A 3,763-nucleotide genomic window follows, 5' to 3' on the forward strand; every position below is an offset into this window, starting at 1 on the left:
TCTGATGCCCAGTTCGATTATGCGCAAGATCGCGTTAAGCAAGAAGGGCTTGAAGAGCAGATTACTTTACTAAAACAAGATTATCGATTACTGACTGGTGAATACGATCGCGTGGTTTCAGTTGAGATGATCGAAGCCGTGGGGCATGAATTTTTAGCAGGCTTTTTTGAAAAACTACAGCATCTGCTTAAGCCCAGTGGTCGCATGCTTATTCAAGCTATTACCATTGCTGATCAACGTTATAACAGCTACCGCAAGAGCGTCGACTTTATTCAACGTTACATTTTCCCTGGTGGTTGTTTACCGTCGGTGAGTGAAATGACCAAACATATTGCCAAGAAAACCGACATGGTAACCTGGTCTATTGATGACATGGGTAAGGACTATGCGCGTACCTTAAAGCACTGGCATGAAAATTTTGATGCAGCCTACGATAAAATAAAAGCTTTAAACTACGGTGATGATTTTATCCGGATGTGGAAATTTTATTTGAGCTACTGCGAAGGTGGCTTTTTAGAGCGCACTACTAGCACGGTTCACCTTGTTGCTGTTCGACCTCAATACCGCCCAAAATAATATCGTTTCTCAGCTCTGTAGTGATTATATTCCCCGGTAATGAGTTACCGGGACGTCTCCTCCTGTTTGTGCGAGGTGTTATGTTTACTCATTGTCTCCCGTCAAAACTAGTTATATTAATCAACGCAGTGTGCTTCCAATTGGTTTGGTGGGCCGGAGTGCTAGCGCACAACCAACTTATCTTGTTGTCTATTTTATTGCTCATTTGCCATTTTTTGTTATCAAAATCAGTTCGTCATGATGCGCTGGTAATGTGTGTCTGTGGTGCGATTGGCATAACGGTTGACAGTCTATTGGTGTGGTTTGGCGTATTTAAGTTTGACAATATGCCTTACTGGTTGGGATTGTTGTGGCTCTACTTTGCGCTTTGTTTGGATTACAGCTTAGCCTTATTTAGAAAGTTTCCTCTGTTGTTGCAAGCCTTATTAGGCGGTATTTTTGGTTGTTTAAGTTATCTCGCTGGAGCTAAGTTTGATGCCGTTATGCTGCCTTTAGGCGAGGTTTGGAGTGGGCTTATATTGGTATTGATCTGGAGTTGCTTATTTCCCGTATTACTCATTATTAGCTCTCGCATCACAACGGTGGACCTTGCTTTGGAGGATGGTAGATGAAAACCTTACATAACGGCGACAAGTCGCAACCACACATCAAGCAGTTTCAATCATCACATTGGTTTGTCGAACTACTGTTCGGTGTGATGGGTGCGTTAGTATTAACGTTGATAGTTGCAGTGAGCATTAACGATGCGTCTGCAAATGATAAGAACGATAAGAACGATAAGAGCGATAAGAGCGATATAAGCGGTATAAGCGATAAGAACGATAAGAGCGGTATAAGCGAAGCGGCATTAATTCAGGTAGGCAAGGCAGACATGAGCCTGTTGTGGCTTGATATCTATAGTGCGAAGTTATTTTCTATTGACGGTAAGTACCAAGCTAACCGTTTTCCTATGACTCTCGACATTCAATACCACCGCGATATTGACGCTATTGATTTAGTTGATGCCACTATTGAGCAATGGCAGCATTTAGGTTTTACCGAAGCCAATATTGCACTGTACAGGCAGCAGTTAGTTAATGCCTGGCCAGATGTTAAAGAGGGCGACAGGCTGACTTTTAGGGTTAACAACCCTGAAGATGCGGCATTTTTGCTTAACGATACGCCTTATTATCAAGTCAGTAATGCCCAATTTCCTGAGGCGTTCCTCGACATTTGGTTGTCTGAAAAAACCAGCCGTCCTGAGTTACGTAACCAACTGATTGGAGTTAACTAATGCACGCGATTCTATTATTCATCCGCCAGCAGCGACATTTTTGTGCCCGAATGCTTAGTCAAGGGTTAACTCAACCCTTAACTAAGCAATTAGCGCGAAAGCTGGCTCAAACCGGCTTATATGTAGGACTCGCATTAGGCGTTATGTCATGTTCATCAGCATCGATTGAAGATTATCAACAAACGACACCAACGTTAGATTTAGCCACATTTTTTGACGGTAAATTAACGGCAGCTGGAGTCGTGCAAGATTTTTCAGGTAAGGTGACCCGCAAATTTACCGTCACCATGGAAGCGCACTGGGTTGATTCGCCTGAAGGTAAGCAGGGTGTGATAAACGAATGGTTTATTTACGATGATGGCGAAAAGCAAACTCGTGTGTGGAACATTACTGACAAAGGAAATGGGCTCTATGAGGGCACAGCCAATGACATATTAGGCATTGCTCAAGGTGAGTCTCGCGGTAGTGCATTGCGATGGCGTTATGACATGATATTGCCAGTTGATGGTAGTGAATATGAAGTCCATTTCGACGACTGGATGTTTCTGGTCGATGAGAAAACCATTATCAATAAAAGTGATATTATTAAATTTGGTATCACGGTTGCGCAAGTCACCTTGGTTATTGCTAAGCAGTCTGACTAAGTCATTGAATAGGCAAATCGACTAAGCATGAAAACAGACACAAAAATGGACTCATTAGAGTCCATTTTTCATTTGCTCAACAGGCAATGTTAGCCTTTAAGTTTAGATGCGCCTGACTGTTTTTTATCGTAATACTCAAACGGAAACTGGTTACGAATTTGCTGGATTAAATTATCGCCAATATTGGCTGACACGTGTAAACGTACGTCACCAGACTTTTCTGCTCTGACTGTGCAAGTCAGTTTATTAGACTTGGCTATGGCACGACAATCACGTTCAAACTTCTCCGGTATTTTGCCCTTATGCTTGTTGAGCTTGCCATCTTTAAAATGCATCTCAAAAAGTGTTAACCCACGGCTACCACTAAAAATCAGTTTATAGGCCAGAAAAAATAATCCTGCAATTATCAGTATTTTTATGATGGTATCAGCCATAGTTCGCTCCTTTGTGCCGTATATTTTACGGTTGCTATAACAATAAGATACTCCCGTATGCCATGGATGCAATGCTATTTTATTGAAATCTATGCGCAAGATCTAAGTTATACCGCGTCTATAAGGCATCATTTGTTTATTGATCATTTTTTGTCATATCATTTTTTTGTCATATAAGTGCTTTAGATTAACGGTTCATTGATTGACTCAAATTAATTGAATGTGTGTTTATTTATTTTTGAAACAAAATTTCTTTTAAATCAAATAAAAGCACAACCGACATGTGTTTGACGCTTTTTTAGGCGGGTTTACTGTGTAAATACTGCTTCCTAAATTAGTTTGATGTGCTACATTAATGTACTGCATGAGCGCATGTAAACGGATGTATAACCTATTTAAGGACTAAAAATGCCATTATCTAATGCTGATCGTTGGGCCGAAATTTGTGAGATTCAATCATCACTGATGCGTAATTTAGCCAGCCAGTTTCCACAACGAAACGAGCAATTACAAAATCTTGCAGATGGTTGGCAAGGCGTTAAAAAACAAGCCCAAGGGCAGCAGCTAACAGGTTTAACGACTAAGTGATTTCCGTTTTTGCTTTTATTGTATCGCTACTATTTTTCGTTAAATATTAGTCATAAAAAAACCGCCATTGGCGGTTTTTTTGTTTTTAAGACTTACTTGTAGTGATGGGTACTGATTAACTCAACTCGGCTTAGAACGCGTAACTAACGCTCGCTAATAAAGTACCGGTGTTTTTATATAGATCAGAACTTACTTCATTATCACCATCAATGTCGGTGTCTAAATACGCAACCGAGATGCCAAAACCT

At 40.7% G+C, this 3,763-nt stretch carries 6 protein-coding genes; 5 read left to right on the plus strand and 1 reads right to left on the minus strand.

Going from position 1 to position 3,763, the window contains the following annotated elements:
* The 4 genes from CXF78_RS14380 to CXF78_RS14395 all read left to right on the plus strand — a co-directional run.
* A partial coding sequence (locus CXF78_RS14380; RefSeq protein ID WP_145991460.1) for a class I SAM-dependent methyltransferase occupies positions 1 to 576 on the plus strand: 576 nt, incomplete at its 5' end.
* Positions 577 to 656: 80 nt separating this feature from the next.
* On the plus strand, positions 657 to 1,187 hold the full coding sequence (locus tag CXF78_RS14385; protein ID WP_102037190.1) for a DUF2878 domain-containing protein: 531 nt from the start codon (positions 657 to 659) through the stop codon (positions 1,185 to 1,187).
* Positions 1,184 to 1,849 carry a chalcone isomerase family protein gene (locus tag CXF78_RS21460; RefSeq protein ID WP_180957152.1) on the plus strand — a complete coding sequence of 222 codons (666 nt, stop codon included), beginning with the start codon at positions 1,184 to 1,186 and terminating at the stop codon, positions 1,847 to 1,849. The genes CXF78_RS14385 and CXF78_RS21460 overlap by 4 nt, the downstream gene beginning before the upstream one ends.
* A gap of 143 nt (positions 1,850 to 1,992) precedes the next feature.
* Complete coding sequence (locus CXF78_RS14395; RefSeq protein ID WP_235585978.1) at positions 1,993 to 2,493, plus strand: DUF3833 domain-containing protein; 501 nt, start codon at positions 1,993 to 1,995, stop codon at positions 2,491 to 2,493.
* 89 nt (positions 2,494 to 2,582) lie between these two features.
* Here CXF78_RS14395 and CXF78_RS14400 read toward each other — a convergent pair whose 3' ends face one another.
* Positions 2,583 to 2,927 carry a DUF3634 family protein gene (locus CXF78_RS14400; RefSeq protein WP_102037193.1) on the minus strand — a complete coding sequence of 115 codons (345 nt, stop codon included), beginning with the start codon at positions 2,925 to 2,927 and terminating at the stop codon, positions 2,583 to 2,585.
* A 408-nt stretch (positions 2,928 to 3,335) separates the two neighbouring features.
* Here CXF78_RS14400 and CXF78_RS14405 point away from each other — a divergent pair, with 408 nt between their 5' ends.
* Positions 3,336 to 3,515, plus strand: a complete 180-nt coding sequence (locus CXF78_RS14405; RefSeq protein WP_102037194.1) for a hypothetical protein — start codon at positions 3,336 to 3,338, stop codon at positions 3,513 to 3,515.
* The last annotated feature ends 248 nt before the right edge of the window (positions 3,516 to 3,763 follow it).

The organism is Shewanella sp. 11B5 (genome assembly GCF_002836795.1).
GTDB classification, from domain to species: domain Bacteria; phylum Pseudomonadota; class Gammaproteobacteria; order Enterobacterales; family Shewanellaceae; genus Shewanella; species Shewanella frigidimarina.